Genomic DNA, 16,400 nt, shown 5'->3' with positions numbered 1-16,400 from the left:
TCGGAAAAGTTCCCTCCAATATTTCTCGGATTGGTGGCGCATCGAAAGAGTCGCCTCCAATATTTTTTAGACCGCTTATCCTATTTGGTATTGGCGCAACGGAGGCTATTTTAGATTAACTTTCTTAAAAATTTTTATGTGCAGCTAGAATTAACATCATCGGACGACGCAGTTCTTCTTGCATATCTTGACTAGACGCTAACATTTCTTGTGTAGGCGTTGGTTCAATGACTTGATCAAGAACAAGACCTTGATGCAAAAGAGCTTGCACGTAAGTCATCATGGTTCGATGATACTTCGTCACAGTGAATCCCAAAAAATCAGTATTTCTTACGCCTTCTGAAAAGTAATAGTCCACCGGCCAATGACTGATCTCGCCTTGCTTATCTAGCACCCACTGTTCACTACCTTGGGCCGTAAAAACAGGATGCTCCACACTCATGATAAAAACGCCTTCAGGTGCCAACTGCTTATAAACTTTTTCAATTAATCCTACGTAATCAGCAATATAATGAATCGCTAAAGAGCTAATGATCACATCAAAATTTTCCTCGAATTTATCTAGATCAAACATGTCCATCACTTTGTACGCTATATTTTCATTTTCCGTCATGGATCGTGCCTGCTCGACCATTTTTTCTGAACTATCAATGCCAATGACTTGTCTTGCTCCGTGGTCTGCTGCATATCGACAGTGCCAACCATAGCCGCAACCTAAATCTAATACTGTTTTTCCAGTAAAGTCCGGCAAAATTTCTTTTAATTCATGCCACTCCCCGGCTGCATCTAAGCCATATCTAGAGCGATCCATGTTGGCATATGCATTGAAAAACTCTGGATTATCGTAATTGGAGTTCATTTTCTCATCCCTTTTCTATTAACACTGATTAAAATAATTACTTGATGTTAAAATTACTATAACATATTTAGATGCTTAATTTTATGTAATTATGTCATATGACTCAAATCATTAATTCAGAAAATCATCATAATAAATAACAAAATAATCATATAAATCTTTACCTCATGTTGTTTTAATTTCTTTACGGTAAATCGAAATTTTTTTATCTAAAATTGCTAAATTTTTCTTATAAATACTCAACTGTTCTTGTATCTTTTTTCGATGTAAAAGTTGCATCAGCTCCTCTACTGGTGGTTCTTCTAATTGTCTTAATCCAGTGTATTTTTTCGTATCTTTTATTAACATTCCTGTTTCTTTCATATGAATTAAAAATTCAATCTATTTCTTGTCTTCTTCTGAATAAATCTGATTTTTGCCTTGTCTTTTCGGAGTTACTAATCCCTCATTTTCCCCGTGAACAGTCATTCCTACAATTTTTGCCAATTCGCCAATAGAATAACTCATTAAAATTTTTCCTCCTTTTACCCAAAAATAAGTAAAAAGGCTCAAGAATTAGCTTCCTGAACCTTTAAAAATTAAATGATTTAACATTTAGGCATCTTCATCAAAGATTTCTTTAGCTAAATTAAACGCCGACCAAGCTTTAGGCCAACCGGTATAAAAGGCTAGATGAGTAATAACCTCAACAATTTCTTCTTGTGTTACGCCATTTTGTTTGGCTATATTTAAATGCGCTTCTAATTGTGGAACGCCTTGCGTTAACAAGCTTGCAACAGTAACTAAACTACGATCACGTGGAGATAGCTGTTCTTCTCTATCCCATACTTCACCAAATAATACATCGTCATTTAACGCCGCAAATTGCGGCGCAAAATCACCTAAATTGTCACGTCCTGCAGTTTGTTTTGCCATAATAAATACCTCCGTTTTTATTTATCTAAATTATAATAAATTTCATCAGAAACAGGTTCCAGCCATTCTGGAGTTCCTGCAGTAATAGCGATATGTTCAAACCAACTATCTTTAGTTGCACCATGCCAATGTTTAATGCCATCATGTGTGACAATCACGTCGCCAGCTTGTAAGAATTGCACCTTTTTGCCATCTTCTTGGTACCAGCCTTCGCCACCAGTAACTAAAAGGATTTGATAGCCATCATGGTGGATGTGCCAGTTGTTACGACATCCTGGTTCAAAAGTTACATTGCCAACACCTACATTTACTTCAGGATCTGCAACCAAAGAGTTCATGTAGCTTTGTCCTACGAAATATTGGGCAAATGCGTCATTTTTTTCACCACTTGAAAAGATGATACCGTCTTTTACTTCTTCATTTTTTGCCATTGTTTATTCCTCCAATTTATTATATTGAACAAGCCTATTTTTTACAGCTTCATCAGCCCTATAAACACGAGAGCCATGTACAGCAAGCCCGGTCGGTCATAATTTTTGCGTGAGGGCACAATGCTTTTAGTTCAAATAGACTATTGCCAAAAGCACTTCCCTCAAGAGTGCAAAAAGGAAAAATAGTTTTTCCTTTTATATTATAATTTTCTAAAAAATGAACCACAATTTTAGGGAGCCCGCCACACCAATTAGAAAAACCTAGAAAAAGTATCTCCCTCTTTAAGGCTTTTTCTAGTCCATAAAATAAAGGCCTTAGTTGATCTCTCTTTTCATTTTCAGCTATTTCTACCATCTTATTATAAGATTTAGGATAGCTTGTGACAGCTTGCAGCTCTAATTGCTCACATGCAATGCTTTGACTGATTTTAGCGGCAACAACTTCTGTATTGCCTTTTGCAAGCTCTACCACTTTCCCATCGATTAAATTTTCATACTTTCTAGAAAAATAGATTACTTTGGGCAATACTTTCACCTCAAAAAACTGTAACTGACTTATTTCATAAGTTTATCTTACAGCTGAACTTTGGCTATGGCTATTGCTTTTTATGCAGAGGGCTATGCTTGAAAAGCTTGTAAAAATTTTTCTAGTAGTTTATTAACTGAAGGGGATAATATTGTATTTCTTTTCCAAACAAGCACACAATGAGTGCTTATCTCTGGAACAATAGGTAAAAATTTCACATTGCTCGTATTTCTATTAGCCATAGCACCTTCTATTGTTAAGGCGGACCCTACTCGGTTTTCTACTAATGAAAAAACATTAAAGATTAGATTATAGGTGCCTATAATGTTCAATTGTCTATCCTGCAAAGCTTCATGAGATTGAAACATTTTTTGTACATCCTCACGTGGAGAACAAAGGAGAGGAACGCCGACCAGCTCTTCTAAATAAATACTATCTTTACTTGCTAAATAAGACTGTTGTGATACCATCAATCCCCATTTTTCTTCTCTGGGTAAAACGAACTTATGATATTTATCAGTTGATATAGGCTCTAATAAAATCGCTAAATCTAATAAGCCTTTATCTAACCTATCTACAATAACATCACTGGTACCACTAAAGGTCGAAAAAGTTACTTGTGGATGTTCTGACACAAATTCTTCTAATATAAGCGCTAGTGTATCTGAATTATCCGCTTCTACACAGCCAATACTTATGTGTCCACTGAGCCATTCTTCTTTACTATCGTTAAATTCTTTTTCTGTTTTATCGCTTAGATATAAAATATCTTCTGCTCTTTTTTCAAAAACAAACCTGATTCAGTCAGAAACATTTTACGATTTGTTCTTGTAAAAAGGTCTGTCCCTAAATTCTCTTCAAGTCCTTTGATTTGTCTACTTAAAGTTGGCTGTGTGATATGTAATGTCTGAGCAGCTTTTGCGATACTTTGTTCCTCAGCGACAACTAAAAAATATCTAAGTACTCTTAGCTCCATATAGTTTCCCTCCGACTTTGTTTCCCTTTACATTACAACTTATTTTACCTAAATAATGAAACAAAAAAGATAATAAAGCAATAAAAAAATTCCTTGTAGCTCCTATTTTCTGTTATTTTAAATTTGATTTGAAGCTAGGCATAGTTTGTTAATTGACATAGAGTGAAGTCTAGGTAGTACACTACAATTGAATTACTTTAAGAAAAGAGGAGATTTAGTTATGAATAGACCTTACGTTTTTTGTCACATGCAAGTTTCTCTTGATGGAAAAATTATCGGTAAATTTATGGATATTCCAGAAAGTAAAGGTTCTGGTGAGTTCTTTTATAATGTTGCTTTTGGAGAAAACGCTCATTACAAACATCAAGGTTGGTTATCCGGACGTACAACAACGGATGATAATTTCACCCACTATAAAAAACCTGAATTAGACGAACAAGCTCCTGAAGTACCTGCAGGAGACTTTGTCGCAGAACCAACTGGAAATAAATATTACATTTCGATTGATACCTCTGGAAAATTGGGATGGGCTAAAAATACTCTACAATACGGTGATACAACTGCTGAAGTTTTAGAAGTCTTAACGGAAAAAGTAAGCAATGCATATAAAGCTTTTCTAAGAGAAAAAAATATTTCTTATGTTATTGCTGGAAAAGATTCCTTAGATATGGAGTTACTATTACAAAAGTTAAATGATCTTTTCCAAATGGATCTCGTCATGTTGGGTGGCGGCGGTGTCTTAAATTGGTCCTTTATCCAAGCAGGCCTTTGCGACGAAGTTAGTGTTGTGATTGCTCCTGCAGCAGATGCTTCAGCTACTTCCCCATCTTTATTTGATACAAAAGAGGGCTTAACAGATGATGCACCCGTTTCCTTTACATTGAAAAATGTAGAAACAAAAGAAGATAGTACAGTATGGCTGACTTATGATGTTAATAATAAAGAAACAAATAGCTAATGAAATTTCGACACTTAACCCTCTATTTCTGTAATCATCTTTTCAAGAGCACTTGCAGCAATTTCATTTTCAGGCATGTTTTCTTTGATACGCTCTATACACTCACTATGGTCATGCTTACGTGCGATACATTGATAACGCCCAAACAACCATATCGAGTGATGCGCTGGGTACCACATGTCTTCAGGGAGTTTATCTGACATCATCTGTTCCACTTTTTCTACCGAAGCATCTTGGGGAACGAAATGGAGTTTTCTTGTCACTCTTTTAATGTGAGTGTCCACCGCAAAAGCCGGGATATTAAAACCGTTTGTCAATACAACATTGGCCGTTTTTCTACCCACGCCAGGTAAAGTTGTTAACTCTTCCCGATTATCTGGAATTTGACCCTCAAATTTTTCCAATAACATCTGACTCATATTTTTTAAATATTTCGCTTTATTTTTGTACAACCCAATACTTCGAATATTTTCCTGAATATCTTCTAAAGACGCTACTGACATAGCTTCAGGTGTTGGAAATTTTTCAAACAGCTGAGGAGTTACTTTATTCACAGACACATCTGTTGTTTGTGCGCTTAATAAAACAGCGCATAACAATTGAAAATTGCTTTCATGATTTAAGTCTGTTCCTAATTTTGGATAGAGCTTGTTAATGGCTTGAGCAACTGTTGTCGTTTCTTTATTGGTTAATAAAACTTCTTCAGACACATGATCCTTCCCTTCTAACTTTTATATTTAAATCCTAGCCTTTTTTTGTGAACTCGTCAACTTTCTTCTTATTTTGAAGATTTAAATAATTTATAGTTATTGATGTTAAAGATAAGGACTGAAAAAGTTCCCCCTATGTTTATAAAGATGGGGAGTGTTTTTTCATTACATTACCTGATATCTTAAAGATAGGGGTTATTTTTAAGTTTCTTTACCTATCTTTAGAAAAATTGGATAAATAAATGAACACAGTGTTCAAAAAGAGCCAAAGATGGGGAGTGTACTTCGATTTAATTCCCTGTGTTTGCAAAGATAGGGAGTGTTTTGCGATTTCATTACCTGATATGCCAAACATGGGGGTTGTTTGACTCATTTACTCCCTATTAATATCCATAAAAAAGCTACCTAACAAGATAGAATGAGTCTTCTTGTCAGATAGCTTAAATGAGTTTACTTTTACGCAATTGCTTTCTTTACTTGACTTGCTTCTTCTTTAGTTGTTTCAGTTTTAGCTGGTTTAAATCCTTTCAAACGCAGTGCATTTAGTAAAACGGAAACTGAACTTAAACTCATTGCGGCGCCTGCAAACATTGGATTTAGTAGCGGGCCACCAAATAAGTACAAAATACCCATGGCAATCGGAATACCAATCGTATTATAAGCAAAAGCCCAGAATAGATTTTGTTTGATATTTTTAATCGTAGCTCGGCTTAGTTCAACAGCTGTTGGTACATCCATTAAATCACTACGCATCAAGACAATATCAGCTGATTCAATTGCAACATCTGTACCAGAACCGATCGCAACCCCTACATTAGCTTGAGCTAAAGCAGGCGCGTCATTGATACCATCGCCGACCATAGCTACATGGAGCCCTTCATTTTGTAATTTTTCTACTTCATTAGCTTTGTCTTCAGGTAAAACTTCACTAAAGACACGATCGATTCCTACTTGTTTAGCAATTGCTTCTGCTGTACGTTTGTTGTCTCCGGTAATCATCGCTACTTGTAAGCCCATATGGTGCAGCTTATCAATAGCGGCAATACTGTTTTCTTTAATCGTATCTGCTACAGCTACAATGCCTATCAACTGTCCACCAGCTGCAATAAACATCGGTGTTTTCCCTTCATTAGCTAAACGATCGGAAACTTCTTGCGCGTCAAGCGTAGCAATATTATTTTCTGTAATTAATTTTTTATTTCCTAGTAAAACCGTTTGTCCATCAACAGCGACTTGAATTCCATGTCCTGGAATTGATTGGAAATCTTTGACTGTTTGTAAAGTTACGCCTCGATCTTTGGCACTTTCAACAATGGCTTCTCCTAATGAATGTTCTGATCCTGTTTCCGCAGAAGCGGCTAATGTTAAAACAGCTTTTTCATCATAACCATTATAATTAATGATATCCGTTACTATGGGTTTACCTTCTGTAATGGTTCCTGTCTTATCAAAAACAATGGTTTGAACTTTTTGCGTACCTTCCAGCGCGTCACCGCTTTTGATCAATACACCATTTTCAGCACCTTTTCCAGTACCAACCATAATTGCCGTCGGTGTTGCCAATCCCAAAGCACAAGGACAAGCGATAACCAAAACGGAAATCGTGATCGTCAAAGCAAAAACCCAAGATTCTTGCCCTAAAAAGAACCAAGCTAAGCCAGAAAGTACAGCGAGACCGATCACGATAGGAACAAATACACCAGAAACTTTATCTGCTAATTTAGCAATCGGTGCTTTAGAACCTTGCGCATCTTCTACTAACTTGATGATTTGTGATAGTGTTGTATCTTTTCCTACTTTAGTTGCTTTAAAATGGAAAGAACCATTTTTATTGATACTTGCGCCTACAACTTTATCACCGATTTGTTTTTCAATCGGGATACTTTCACCTGTGATCATCGATTCATCAACCGCAGAGCTACCATCAACTAACTCCCCATCAACCGGGATCTTATCGCCTGGGCGAACAACTACAATATCATCTGTTACTACTTCATCGATGGAAATTTCGACTTCTTCATCATGACGAATAACACGAGCAGTCTTAGGCGCTAGACCCATCAATTTTTTAATCGCATCGGAAGTTTTCCCTTTAGAAACAGCTTCTAAGTATTTCCCTAAAGTAATTAAAGTCAAAATAACTGCCGCAGATTCAAAGTATAAATCAGGATGACCATGATGTACTTCCACACGTCCCATGACTAGAAGAACGGTCATCACAATGCCTTGCAATAAAGCCGCTGTCGTTCCAATGGCAATGAGAGAATCCATATTAGGATGCCCTTTAAAAAGTGATTTGAAACCTACAGTATAAAAAGAACGTCCTAAATAAATGACGGGTAAAGTTAAAGCTAGTTGGACTACCGCAAAGGTAACTGTATGTTGTACCGGATCTAGAAATTCAGTAATAGGCAAGCCGCCAAAAGGCAACATAGGCCCCATAGCGATATACAAAAGGGGTAAAGCAAAAATAGCTGATCCTAAAAATCGGATCCATAAATCTTTCATCTGCTTTTGTTTTTTATCTGCATCATCGCTACTTACTTTATCTGATTCCACAGCCGCTTGATAACCAGCATCTTGAACAGCTTTAATAATATCGCCTGCATTGATTGCATCTTCATCATAAGAAACATTCATTTTTTCTGTGGCTAAATTGACGGCAACTTCTTGTACACCCTCTACTTTTCCTACACTTTTTTCAATCGCTTGTACACAAGAAGCACAAGTCATTCCTTCAATGTCAAAACTCTGCGAAGCTATATTTTTAAGTGCTTTATAACCGGCACTTTCTACCGCTCCTTCGATATCACTACCCGCAATGACCGTCGAATCATAAGAAACATCCATCTTTTCAGTCGCTAAATTAACAGCCACCTCTTCTACACCGTCAAGTTTTCCCACACTTTTTTCTACAGCTTGCACGCAAGAAGCGCAGGTCATCCCTTCGATATTATATGTGTCTTTTAACACCTTTTTCATCCTCCTTCAATAGCGGATGTATGTAAGAAAAGTTATGCTAATTTCTTACACAACAATGCTCACTACGCTTTTTCCGCTGTATAACCTGCTTGGCTCACTGCATTTACAATATCTGCAGATTGTACTTCATTTGTATCAAAAGTAACCGTTAATTTCTTTTCATCTGGATCGGCATTAGCGTTTTGAATGCCAGTCAGTTTATTCACTTCTTCTTCAATGCGCGCCTTACAATGAGCGCAAGACATATCTGGTACTGAGTAAGTATTGGTATTCATCATTCATTCCTCCAAAAATTTTATTTTTTTCGCATATTTCCTCAATTTTAGCTGAATCATGATTCGTAAAATATTTTCGTTTACAATTGTAATTAATTTCTATATTCTCAATTTACCTTTTTTGTTTACAAATGTCAATAATAAAAACAAAATTTTTTTAACTTCCTAAAAAAAAGCGAGCATCCCTTAGCTTATACCAAGAGAATGCTCGAATAAATTTATTTAAAAACTTCACTAAACAGCTATACGTTCAGCATTTAAAGCATAAGAAGCATATTGCTTTGCTTTTTTTACAATTTGTTCATCTGTTTGATGCCCCACAACAAGTGATCACTTGTTGTCATCAGAGGCTCATTTTTTATTCACTATCTTTACTAGACAACAAATCAGCGATCACCGGATGAACTAAATCAAGCAAATCTTGCACCGCAATAACGACACTTTTATCCAGCTCACCTGCAGAAACAGTAATGCGTTCATAATTTTTTATTACTTCATCAAACAATATCGGATACTCCGGATGGTGCATATAAATTCCAATAGGTGTATTAGCACCATGCGGATAACCGGTTGTCTCCATCACATAATCCATCGGTGGAAGCCCTATTTTTCTATTTTTAGAAACAGCAGCAGTTTTTTTATAATCCAGACGAGCATCTAAAGGAACTAACGCAATCGTAGGACCGGTCTTATTTCCCTTAAGTACTAAGGTCTTAAAAATAGGTGTTTTACTTGTATCAATATTATCAGAAGAAAATTCATAGGATTGATAAGCAATATTCTGCTTATCTAAAAAAAGTTCTACTTCATTTTTAGACATTTCCATCCTCCTTATCTCTTTATCTACACTAATAAATATAATAAGAAATAAAATTTATGAAATCAAATATAGTGAACTCGCGTGAAATTTAAAGATAGTCATAGTTTTTTTGATTATTGAGGAAGTTTTTTCTTTACTCATTATATAATAATGCGGTTAGCATCTCCGCTGTTTAAACATTAACTCACTTTTTCCAAAACATTACAAATTCTTTTTCTCCAGTCTCCTCATCGACATTAACTTCTTTTGTCACAAAGCCTTCTCTTTGGTAAAAATCTATCGCTCTTTGATTTTTTTCGTAAGCTTTTAGAGTTAATTTACTTTTTTGCGTTTTAACATAATCAAGTAATTGTTTCCCTATACCGTCAGATTGTTTTTTATGAGTAACAAAAAGTCCAGCAATATATTCGCCAGCTAAGCCAATAAACCCTGCAATGTTGTTCTTACTATCTAGATACACATAAACTTCAGATTGCGGCAACGCTCTTTTCATCATACCGATCTGACTGTACCAATAACTTGCAGTAATAAAATCATGTGCTTTAACATTTTCTTCTTTCCATATAGTAAGCACTGTTTCTATATCTTCTTCTTGTAATTCACGGATCATATTTTCTACTCCTTATTTTTCCCCTAGGACAAACGCCCTAGATATGGTATTTTAAAGTTAATATAAAAAGTGCTGAGTGGAGGCAACATTAACTATGAAAAAAGGAAATATTATTGAAATTATCGCTATTTTGTCATTATCTTTCATTCTGACATCGACCTATTCCGTCTCAGGTGTGGTTCCCACTTTGTTAGAAGCTTTTCCTTTTTATTCACGTTCTTCCATAGAATTTCTGGTCTCCATTCCTTCGATATCTATGATTGTAATGATTGCCTTAAGTCCATTACTTGCCAAATTCTTTAGTGAACGTACTACCATCATTTCCGGTTTGCTCATTGCTGGTGTCGCTGGCATTACACCTTTTTTTACAACAAACTTTTCTATGATCTTTATTTCTCGTCTGATCACGGGTGTCGGCTTTGGCTTGATTAATACTTGCGCTATAAGTATGATTAGCGAACGTTTTACTGGCAAAAAGCGTGCGCATTTATTAGGTTATCGTACTTCTATAGAAACCTTAGGGCAAGCGATTTTGACACTGATTGCTGGGCAACTATTGGTCTGGGGTTGGCAGCCTGCTTTTTTAATCTACAGTATAGCATTTCCTCTTCTAGTTTTATATCTTCTCTTTGTCCCTAATAAAGAAGTTAAGACACAAAATACATTCACAAAAGAAAAGCTTCATCTAGGTCAGCTTTTACCAATCTTAACTAGTGCGCTTTTTGGCGGTTTATTGATTGCGACTAATACAGCCAACTCGCTAAGAATCCCTAGTTATATCGTGGAAAATAATTTAGCTTCTACGCTAACAGCCAACCGTGTGCTAAGTTTGTTTATGTTTGCTGGTTTTATGGGTAGTGCTTTTTTTGGTAAACTTTTCACGCTATTAAAAAAATACTTTTTAACTGTTCTACTGTTTGCTGGTGGTTTAGGTTTAATCTTTATTCCGCTAAGTACAAGTATTTATTTTATAGCCATTGGTGCTTTTCTTAGTGGGTTTACAATCACAAGTACTGTTTCTAGTATTTTTACTCGTTTACCAGAAAAAATACCATTAACGTTTTTGAATACTGCCAACGCTATGGTATTAATCGGTTGTAATTTAGGCGCTACAATAGCACCTCTTCTTTTAAATTGGATAGGAAAAATAAATGCTGGCTTAGATTTTCCTTTTATTATTTTTGCAATAATCTTTTTTATCATTTCTGCTGGAAGTTTTTGGCATGCTATAACTTATAAGCAGTAGCAAGCAGATTGTTCTATTGCGCAGCTAAATTTTTTAATCCGAGATGAACCAAGCCATTAAAGTAATCCTTATTCATAAAGATATGACTCTATCATCCTCAATACGCTGTCTTCATCATTTGAAGGCGCAGTATATTTTGCTGTTTTCAATACCTCTTTACTGCCGTTTTTCATAGCATAACTTTCATTCGCTAATGCCAGCATTTCTAAATCATTATTCCCATCACCAAAAGCCAGCAACTCGCTAGTATCAATCTGCCATTTGTCTAAAAGTTTTTGCACAGCCTCTCCTTTGTGTATCCCCGGTATAATCAAATCAACATCTCCATGCCCGCTATAAACAGCGACAACTTCATTTAAAAAATACCGATTAACGCAATTAATCAGTTCTTCAGTTTTTTCAGTAGAAACATTTAACGCAAACTTTACAAACTCGTCTTTCGGTAAAAATGAAAAAGAAGAGATCTCAGCAAGTTGGTAATAATATTTTTTTGCAAAAGATTTAAAAGTAGCCATCTCATTTTCTAGCATATAGGCTTGGGTGACACCACATAAAACAATCCCTACTTGAAAAGGCAAATCCAGTAAAAACTGCAAAATCCTATCCACCAAATTTGCTTTAAAAGCTACTTTTTGTATCAATTGATCCTGCTTAAAAACCAAAGCCCCATTTTCTGATACAAAAGTCATCTCTTGCTCTTTTTCAGGAAAAAAAGTCCGCAACTGCGCGTATTGATTGCCACTAGCAACTATAAATTGAATATTTTGTTGCTGTATTTCATTAAATATTTTTTCAAATCGCTCTCTATTATAATCATTGTTCGAATTTAAAAACGTCCCATCCATATCAACTGCAATTGCTTTAATCATTGGTTTCCTCCTAGATTTTTTAAAGAACTTGAAGTTTCCTTAGCGCAAATTCAATACCTTCTTTTTCATGATCAAGCGTCACCAAATCAGCTGCTTTTTTAGAACGATTTTTATTCACAATTGCCAGCGAAAAAGGACTGTCTCGGTAAAAGACAAAAAAGAAGAAATTTAGACAGTTAGCACTTAATAAAAAGTTACCACAGAAAGACCTTTTTCTTATATACCGAATTACAAAAGTCTAATGTAGATGTAGATACTGCTTTATCCTCAATGACATGGTTTCCATAAAATGAACATCGATTACTTAAGACAAAAAACCTGGAAAATTTCAAAAAATCTTCCAGGCTTTTTATCCCGAATAATATGATCTTAAATATTTCACTCTTTCATCTTTTTGACTTGATAAGAAATTGGGCGAAAGCTAAATAGGCCTATCACTATGACGGCTACTAACAAAAAGCTAGCAAAGCTCCAATTAAGAAATACCTTCAATAAAAGAAGAAAAAGTAGTATTAACCCCATCCCACCTACATAAAGCCAAAAACTTTTTTCTGATTTAAAATATTTCATTGAAGAACACCTACCCTTTTTTATACTAGCGTATCAAATAACTTTTATTCCTTGCAAATATATATTTAAAAAAGAAAAATAAATATTTGCAAGTTACCCGTTACTTATACGGTTTTGCTAGCACTAGTAGCCGCAATTTTTATGCGGGTAATTTCAAAAGACAGTAATCTTTTGAAATTACCCGCCTTATTATTTTTAGGTTCTGCTATCGTACGAAGTATAATAGTCATTAAGCAAACTAAAAAGGAATAATCTAAAGTATCTTAATTAAAAAAGCATAGAAACCTCTATTATGTCAGGAGTTTCCGATGCCTTTTTTTTATTATACTGCATTTTCATTATCTCTATCAGAATAAGAACTGTCTTTAAAGAAGTAATCCGTCACTTTTTTATATTCTTCTATGGAAACGTCGGCATTATCAGAATGCAGCATTTCATATCTCACGCCGCCTTCTGTCATAATTTTACCACTACCGACAAAACCGTTTCTCAAATAAAATCTCTTCCGGCTTTTTCTTTGCTCGTTATTTTCCGCATCATCACGGATTTCTTCAACCAGTAAAATAATTTTATCATTAGCAAAATAATTTCTTATTGCTTTTATAGCTTCTCTGCCATAACCTTTAGATTGAATCATCGCGTCTATGGCAAAATAAAAGATATATACTAAGTTCTCATATCTTGTGTAATAAACAATGCCAACGAGTTGTGAATCGGAAAAAAGTCCTGAAAAACTAGCTTTTCCCAATTCAACATTATCTTTTAATATGCTAAATGGTAATTGTTCTTTTTCAGGAAAAGAGTTGAAATAGATTTTTTTCGCGTCATCAATTGATGTTGAATCATTCTTAAGTTCTCGAATCATTAACATAAACTACCCCCAATATTACAATTCATCTATTTTTTTAATACAACTATTTTCCATCATAAGAAACTTAACAAAAGAAAGTCAATAAAAAAATATTAAACAACCCGTTCTATAAAATCCCTTTAAAAACGGGTCATTTAATACATTTTAATTTTATTATTTTGAAAACTTAACCTATATTTAAAAAACCAAGTTTAGATAAGTGAATCCTCACCTGCTTCTTGTGCAAGTAGTTTTTGATCGTACATTTTGATAAATGGGAACCAGATAAGAAATGCTATAATAGCACAAAGTATAGATATAACTATGGACATATAGTCTCCACCTGTACTAATAAAAGCACCTGCTCCTATAGGGGTAGGCCAAGGCATCATGGCAATAACCGGTTGCATAAATTGTAATTCAACTGCCCAATAAGCTACTGACGCTGTAACCATCGGTGCTACAAAAAATGGAATAGCTAAAAATGGATTGTATACAATAGGTAACCCGAAAACTAAAGGTTCATTAATATTAAAGAATCCAGGCACAATAGCTGCTTTCCCTAATACTTTTAATTGTTTAGATTTGGCTACAAATGCGAGATATATTACCAATCCTAAGGTTGCTCCTGCACCACCCATAATGATAAATGCATTATTTAGTTCCCCTGCAAATGGAATATTTGCGCCATTTGCATTAGATTGTAAATTTGACATAAGAATTGGAAAAAGAAAGCCCTGGATAATAATATTTGAACCATGAATTCCCACAATCCAAAGAGCATGAACTAAGAAGTAAATAACTAAAATACCTAACCAACTATTCGTCAAATTAACAACAAAGCCAAAAGGAAGGGCGATTAATTTAAAGATATCTGTTCCAAGTGCAATCAAAATACCGTTAATCAATAAAACCGAAATAGCAACAACAAAAGCTGGTATTAAAGCTGTAAAAGCATTAGCTACGCCCGATGGTACTGCTTCTGGCATTTTTATAACTAAATTTCTTTTTACACAAAATCTATAGAGTTGAACAGCTAATATAGCCATAATAATTGCTGAAAAAATTCCTGATGAACCTAAACGGCTAATACCGTCTTCAACCATTTCCCAGCCGTAAATAATTGTTGAATCTTCATTATTTTGGTTGACTAAAGACATTTCCCCATTTTGAAAAACTAATTGAGGAACTGTCATAAACAAAGCAAACATAGCTAGCAAAGCACCATTTACTGGGCTCATATTCAACTCATCTTCCTCTGCATATATCCTTGTATATTCATAACCAACGACAATACCAAAATATAATGCTAACAACCCCATAGTCGTTTTATTTGCTAACATATATAAATCACTAATTCTAAAAAAAGTATTATTGAAAAATCCTTCCAAGAAAGTAAATGTTTCGGGTAATACATTAAAAACGAGGAACATAGACCCAACAATAACAAACGGTATACTTGCCATCCCAGCAGCCATTACAGAACGAACAATACGCCATTGTGCAACTTTACTCATAGGTCCTAATAAGTACTTTTCTAAGGTATCAAGTGCCTTATTTCCTGATTCCATATAAATTCTCCTTTCGATTATACATGAATAATTTCTTCATATTTTTTAATACGCTGGTAATGTTTATCCTCATTATATTGAATTTGATGTAAACGATAGAGAATGATACTACTAAGTAAAATGCCTATTGCTAAAATACTTACAATTAGCACTTGGGACTTCGCTTGATTTACAAGAAAAGGATATAATTGAGAAAAAACTGGAGAAAAAAGGCTTAGAAACACCAAGAATACATTGGTTGTAAGCAAGGTCATAAAACAATATTTTGTATAAATTGCTCGATTTGTATGCTTGCTTATCATTTTCACCTGTTCAGCAACACTACTTAATAGACAAAGTATCAATATTGAAGGAATAAAAGATAGAATTGAACGACTCATTAATAAGGAAATTAACCAATATATATTGATAAAGAAAAATAACGCTACAACATACCTGACAAGTAAATACCGATTAAAGTACATCGATTTTATGCTAAAATTTTTCTTATTTTTCTCTATTTGCTTCTTTTCCTCTTTCTTCATAAGATAATTTTCACTCACTTTCATTTTGGATGTTTTTATATAAATGTAACATCTCCAAAGCAACTTCCCTTAGTGTCACTGTCGTCATTAAGTGGTCTTGTGCATGTACCATAATAATGTCTATATTGACATCTTCGCCTGAAGTGTACTTTTGCATAAGTGAAGTTTGTGATTGATGAGCCGCCGTTAATTCGTTATTGGCTTCGTCTAATTTTTCTTCAGCCTTATCGAATTCTTTATTTCTCATCAAGCCAAATCCTTCGTGTATTAGCGTTCTTGAATTACCACTATGTAAAATAATGGTAAAGGCGACATTTTGAATTTCATCTTGATCCATCCAATTAGCTCCTTTGCTTAAAACATTTTATTTTTACGATTCAGGTAACTCTTGCAAAATTAAATTCGATAATTTTTCAATTCCCATAGGGACAGGCACATATGCTTGAGGGGGAATATTTATTACTTTCTTGCCTGATCGTTCACCTGTTTTTTTAAGTTGTTCATAATACATCTTGGTTTGAGGGCTAACTAAATATAAATCATACTTTCCTTTTTCAATCATATTTCTTCCTTCATTTGTAGAGGTGGCTTCCACTTGAATATCATTACCTTTTTCTTTTAAGTATTCGGTCGTCTTCTTGGCTAATACAGAAGAAGACATACCTCCTTGACAAATAATTAATATATTTTTCATCTTTTTTCCTCCTT

General features: G+C 34.6%; 19 protein-coding genes and 1 pseudogene. 2 read left to right on the top strand and 18 right to left on the bottom strand.

Translation table 11 applies throughout. The features are described from left to right. Positions 1 to 124: 124 nt before the first annotated feature. The 7 genes and pseudogenes from C7K42_RS00755 to C7K42_RS00725 form a co-directional block, all read right to left on the bottom strand. Positions 125 to 859 carry a class I SAM-dependent methyltransferase gene (locus C7K42_RS00755; protein ID WP_014124499.1) on the bottom strand — a complete coding sequence of 245 codons (735 nt, stop codon included), beginning with the start codon at positions 857 to 859 and terminating at the stop codon, positions 125 to 127. Positions 860 to 1,024: 165 nt separating this feature from the next. Continuing rightward, positions 1,025 to 1,207 carry a MerR family transcriptional regulator gene (locus C7K42_RS00750; protein ID WP_124175376.1) on the bottom strand — a complete coding sequence of 61 codons (183 nt, stop codon included), beginning with the start codon at positions 1,205 to 1,207 and terminating at the stop codon, positions 1,025 to 1,027. Between the two features lie 33 nt (positions 1,208 to 1,240). Further along, positions 1,241 to 1,366, bottom strand: a complete 126-nt coding sequence (locus C7K42_RS00745; protein ID WP_124175375.1) for a MerR family transcriptional regulator — start codon at positions 1,364 to 1,366, stop codon at positions 1,241 to 1,243. Positions 1,367 to 1,453: 87 nt separating this feature from the next. Further along, positions 1,454 to 1,774 carry a carboxymuconolactone decarboxylase family protein gene (locus tag C7K42_RS00740; protein ID WP_094243676.1) on the bottom strand — a complete coding sequence of 107 codons (321 nt, stop codon included), beginning with the start codon at positions 1,772 to 1,774 and terminating at the stop codon, positions 1,454 to 1,456. Between the two features lie 17 nt (positions 1,775 to 1,791). Further along, a complete protein-coding gene (locus tag C7K42_RS00735; RefSeq protein WP_014124496.1) occupies positions 1,792 to 2,205 on the bottom strand; it encodes a cupin domain-containing protein in 414 nt (137 codons plus the stop codon). A 58-nt stretch (positions 2,206 to 2,263) separates the two neighbouring features. Beyond that, on the bottom strand, positions 2,264 to 2,740 hold the full coding sequence (locus C7K42_RS00730; protein WP_232510062.1) for a flavodoxin: 477 nt from the start codon (positions 2,738 to 2,740) through the stop codon (positions 2,264 to 2,266). Between the two features lie 83 nt (positions 2,741 to 2,823). After that, positions 2,824 to 3,707, bottom strand: a pseudogene (locus C7K42_RS00725) (LysR family transcriptional regulator). A gap of 220 nt (positions 3,708 to 3,927) precedes the next feature. Between C7K42_RS00725 and C7K42_RS00720 the strand changes: the two are divergent. Next, positions 3,928 to 4,665 carry a RibD family protein gene (locus C7K42_RS00720; protein ID WP_014124491.1) on the top strand — a complete coding sequence of 246 codons (738 nt, stop codon included), beginning with the start codon at positions 3,928 to 3,930 and terminating at the stop codon, positions 4,663 to 4,665. Positions 4,666 to 4,679: 14 nt separating this feature from the next. Here C7K42_RS00720 and nth read toward each other — a convergent pair whose 3' ends face one another. The 5 genes from nth to C7K42_RS00695 all read right to left on the bottom strand — a co-directional run bounded on the left by nth (position 4,680) and on the right by C7K42_RS00695 (position 10,062). Next, positions 4,680 to 5,375: an endonuclease III gene (gene nth / locus C7K42_RS00715; protein ID WP_103099745.1), complete on the bottom strand. Its 696-nt coding sequence runs from the start codon at positions 5,373 to 5,375 to the stop codon at positions 4,680 to 4,682. 456 nt (positions 5,376 to 5,831) lie between these two features. Then, a complete protein-coding gene (locus C7K42_RS00710; protein WP_041591796.1) occupies positions 5,832 to 8,357 on the bottom strand; it encodes a heavy metal translocating P-type ATPase in 2,526 nt (841 codons plus the stop codon). A 62-nt stretch (positions 8,358 to 8,419) separates the two neighbouring features. Further along, on the bottom strand, positions 8,420 to 8,635 hold the full coding sequence (locus tag C7K42_RS00705; RefSeq protein WP_231834367.1) for a heavy-metal-associated domain-containing protein: 216 nt from the start codon (positions 8,633 to 8,635) through the stop codon (positions 8,420 to 8,422). 355 nt (positions 8,636 to 8,990) lie between these two features. After that, positions 8,991 to 9,452, bottom strand: coding sequence for a YbaK/EbsC family protein (locus C7K42_RS00700; RefSeq protein ID WP_014124487.1), 462 nt, complete (start codon positions 9,450 to 9,452; stop codon positions 8,991 to 8,993). 184 nt (positions 9,453 to 9,636) lie between these two features. Then, complete coding sequence (locus tag C7K42_RS00695) at positions 9,637 to 10,062, bottom strand: GNAT family N-acetyltransferase (protein WP_014124486.1); 426 nt, start codon at positions 10,060 to 10,062, stop codon at positions 9,637 to 9,639. A gap of 94 nt (positions 10,063 to 10,156) precedes the next feature. On the opposite strand from C7K42_RS00695, the gene C7K42_RS00690 reads away from it, so the two are divergent. Beyond that, positions 10,157 to 11,308: an MFS transporter gene (locus C7K42_RS00690; protein WP_103099746.1), complete on the top strand. Its 1,152-nt coding sequence runs from the start codon at positions 10,157 to 10,159 to the stop codon at positions 11,306 to 11,308. 68 nt (positions 11,309 to 11,376) lie between these two features. Here the strand turns inward: C7K42_RS00690 and C7K42_RS00685 are convergent, their stop codons facing one another. The 6 genes from C7K42_RS00685 to C7K42_RS00660 all read right to left on the bottom strand — a co-directional run bounded on the left by C7K42_RS00685 (position 11,377) and on the right by C7K42_RS00660 (position 16,386). Beyond that, a complete protein-coding gene (locus C7K42_RS00685) occupies positions 11,377 to 12,177 on the bottom strand; it encodes a Cof-type HAD-IIB family hydrolase (RefSeq protein ID WP_069028795.1) in 801 nt (266 codons plus the stop codon). A gap of 892 nt (positions 12,178 to 13,069) precedes the next feature. Further along, on the bottom strand, positions 13,070 to 13,618 hold the full coding sequence (locus C7K42_RS00680; protein WP_014124483.1) for a GNAT family N-acetyltransferase: 549 nt from the start codon (positions 13,616 to 13,618) through the stop codon (positions 13,070 to 13,072). A 191-nt stretch (positions 13,619 to 13,809) separates the two neighbouring features. Beyond that, the gene (gene celB / locus C7K42_RS00675; protein ID WP_014124482.1) at positions 13,810 to 15,168 is read right to left on the bottom strand and encodes a PTS cellobiose transporter subunit IIC; all 1,359 of its coding nucleotides are present in this window, start codon (positions 15,166 to 15,168) and stop codon (positions 13,810 to 13,812) included. A 17-nt stretch (positions 15,169 to 15,185) separates the two neighbouring features. Then, positions 15,186 to 15,470 carry a hypothetical protein gene (locus C7K42_RS12950; RefSeq protein ID WP_197492666.1) on the bottom strand — a complete coding sequence of 95 codons (285 nt, stop codon included), beginning with the start codon at positions 15,468 to 15,470 and terminating at the stop codon, positions 15,186 to 15,188. A gap of 232 nt (positions 15,471 to 15,702) precedes the next feature. Beyond that, entirely contained in the window at positions 15,703 to 16,029 is a 327-nt protein-coding gene (locus tag C7K42_RS00665) for a PTS cellobiose transporter subunit IIA (protein ID WP_014124480.1), read from the bottom strand. A 33-nt stretch (positions 16,030 to 16,062) separates the two neighbouring features. Then, positions 16,063 to 16,386, bottom strand: a complete 324-nt coding sequence (locus C7K42_RS00660; RefSeq protein ID WP_014124479.1) for a PTS cellobiose transporter subunit IIB — start codon at positions 16,384 to 16,386, stop codon at positions 16,063 to 16,065. Positions 16,387 to 16,400 lie beyond the last annotated feature (14 nt).

Source organism: Tetragenococcus halophilus subsp. halophilus DSM 20339 (assembly GCF_003841405.1).
Taxonomy (GTDB): Bacteria; Bacillota; Bacilli; order Lactobacillales; family Enterococcaceae; genus Tetragenococcus; species Tetragenococcus halophilus.
This window is presented reverse-complemented; position numbering and strand designations above follow the sequence as displayed.

Bases quoted from the DNA above. Each gene is read 5' to 3' on its own strand.
- C7K42_RS00755 (WP_014124499.1), bottom strand. From the start codon at position 859: ATGAACTCCAATTACGATAATCCAGAGTTTTTCAATGCATATGCCAAC.
- C7K42_RS00750 (WP_124175376.1), bottom strand. From the start codon at position 1,207: ATGTTAATAAAAGATACGAAAAAATACACTGGATTAAGACAATTAGAA.
- C7K42_RS00745 (WP_124175375.1), bottom strand. From the start codon at position 1,366: ATGAGTTATTCTATTGGCGAATTGGCAAAAATTGTAGGAATGACTGTT.
- C7K42_RS00740 (WP_094243676.1), bottom strand. From the start codon at position 1,774: ATGGCAAAACAAACTGCAGGACGTGACAATTTAGGTGATTTTGCGCCG.
- C7K42_RS00735 (WP_014124496.1), bottom strand. From the start codon at position 2,205: ATGGCAAAAAATGAAGAAGTAAAAGACGGTATCATCTTTTCAAGTGGT.
- C7K42_RS00720 (WP_014124491.1), top strand. From the start codon at position 3,928: ATGAATAGACCTTACGTTTTTTGTCACATGCAAGTTTCTCTTGATGGA.
- C7K42_RS00710 (WP_041591796.1), bottom strand. From the start codon at position 8,357: ATGAAAAAGGTGTTAAAAGACACATATAATATCGAAGGGATGACCTGC.
- C7K42_RS00705 (WP_231834367.1), bottom strand. From the start codon at position 8,635: ATGATGAATACCAATACTTACTCAGTACCAGATATGTCTTGCGCTCAT.
- C7K42_RS00700 (WP_014124487.1), bottom strand. From the start codon at position 9,452: ATGTCTAAAAATGAAGTAGAACTTTTTTTAGATAAGCAGAATATTGCT.
- C7K42_RS00695 (WP_014124486.1), bottom strand. From the start codon at position 10,062: ATGATCCGTGAATTACAAGAAGAAGATATAGAAACAGTGCTTACTATA.
- C7K42_RS00690 (WP_103099746.1), top strand. From the start codon at position 10,157: ATGAAAAAAGGAAATATTATTGAAATTATCGCTATTTTGTCATTATCT.
- C7K42_RS00685 (WP_069028795.1), bottom strand. From the start codon at position 12,177: ATGATTAAAGCAATTGCAGTTGATATGGATGGGACGTTTTTAAATTCG.
- C7K42_RS00680 (WP_014124483.1), bottom strand. From the start codon at position 13,618: ATGTTAATGATTCGAGAACTTAAGAATGATTCAACATCAATTGATGAC.
- celB (WP_014124482.1), bottom strand. From the start codon at position 15,168: ATGGAATCAGGAAATAAGGCACTTGATACCTTAGAAAAGTACTTATTA.
- C7K42_RS12950 (WP_197492666.1), bottom strand. From the start codon at position 15,470: ATGATAAGCAAGCATACAAATCGAGCAATTTATACAAAATATTGTTTT.
- C7K42_RS00665 (WP_014124480.1), bottom strand. From the start codon at position 16,029: ATGGATCAAGATGAAATTCAAAATGTCGCCTTTACCATTATTTTACAT.
- C7K42_RS00660 (WP_014124479.1), bottom strand. From the start codon at position 16,386: ATGAAAAATATATTAATTATTTGTCAAGGAGGTATGTCTTCTTCTGTA.